The 1004-nt window shown below is 60.7% G+C and carries 2 protein-coding genes; both read right to left on the minus strand.

What is annotated here, in order from left to right; genetic code table 11:
• The coding region (locus tag R5H30_RS21730) for an AraC family ligand binding domain-containing protein (protein WP_318330866.1) at positions 1–657 on the minus strand (657 nt) is incomplete at its 3' end.
• Positions 650–1004: helix-turn-helix transcriptional regulator (locus R5H30_RS21735; RefSeq protein WP_318330867.1), on the minus strand; the 355-nt coding region annotated here is incomplete at its 5' end. The genes R5H30_RS21730 and R5H30_RS21735, both read right to left, overlap by 8 nt.

Raw genomic sequence — 1004 nt, forward strand, 5'->3', positions numbered from 1 at the left:
CGCCAGATCGGCGATGTTGAGATTGTCTTCGAGACGTTCATCGATGATGCGCGCAACCTTGGCGATGTCCTGGTCCGACAGCGGATGCGGGGCCTCACCATCGGGGACCATCATGCCGCTGCGGCAAAGCAGGCTCGTGAGGATTGTGTTCGTCGCCTGGTCGAGGAACAGGTCGGACACGGGATGATCCATCATCGCCTGTTCTAGCATGCGCAGCATCAAGGTTTCCACGATCGGGTCGTGAAAGGTTTGCTCGTGCAGCCTGCCGAAATCGCTGGGCAACTCGAAGTCGGCCTGCTCGCGAAATCGATCCATCGCCCGCGTGTTTATAGCCAGAGAAACCATTCTGTGGGGGCCGTGGACTTCGTAGTTTGTCTCGGTGTTCGGCGGCGCTAGAAAGATCAGTCCCGGAGACAGCTTGGTTTCGAATCGAGTCCCGCCGTATTGGGTTGCGACGTGCCTGTTTCCTTTTGTTATGACCATGAGAAGGAACTCGTCCATCGGAGGGTCTGGGAATGCTCCCGCTGGCTGTTGATGTACCGCCAAAGTGTGCGGACTGTTCTTTCCGGGATGCAGCGTTTCCACGAACGGCGCCCATTCGCCGTCCGCCCAGAACTCGGCAAAGGAGCCGAACTGCCTCTGCGAAGCTTCACCCATTGATCTGGGCCCTGAACTTGCCGGGCGTCGTCCCGACCTTCTCGCGGAACACGTCGGTCATGTGGCTCTGCGAGGAGAACCCAGCTGCGATGGCGACTTCTGCCAGCGGCATCGCGTTGTTCCTCAGCAGGTCCTTCGCCCGGATGATCCGGCGGCGCAGCACGTATTGATGCGGGCTGAGACCGGTCGACTGCTTGAAGGCGCGCGCGAAGTGCCAGTCGGAGAGCGAAGTGGCCCGCGCAAGGTCCGCGATGTTGAGATTGTCTTCGAGACGCTCGTCGATGATGCGCGCAACCTTGGCGATGTCATGGTCCGACAGCGGGCGCGCGGCCTCTCCATCGGGGACC

Source organism: Roseobacter sp. FCG-D35, assembly GCF_033436665.1.
Classification (GTDB): domain Bacteria; phylum Pseudomonadota; class Alphaproteobacteria; order Rhodobacterales; family Rhodobacteraceae; genus JAWQFO01.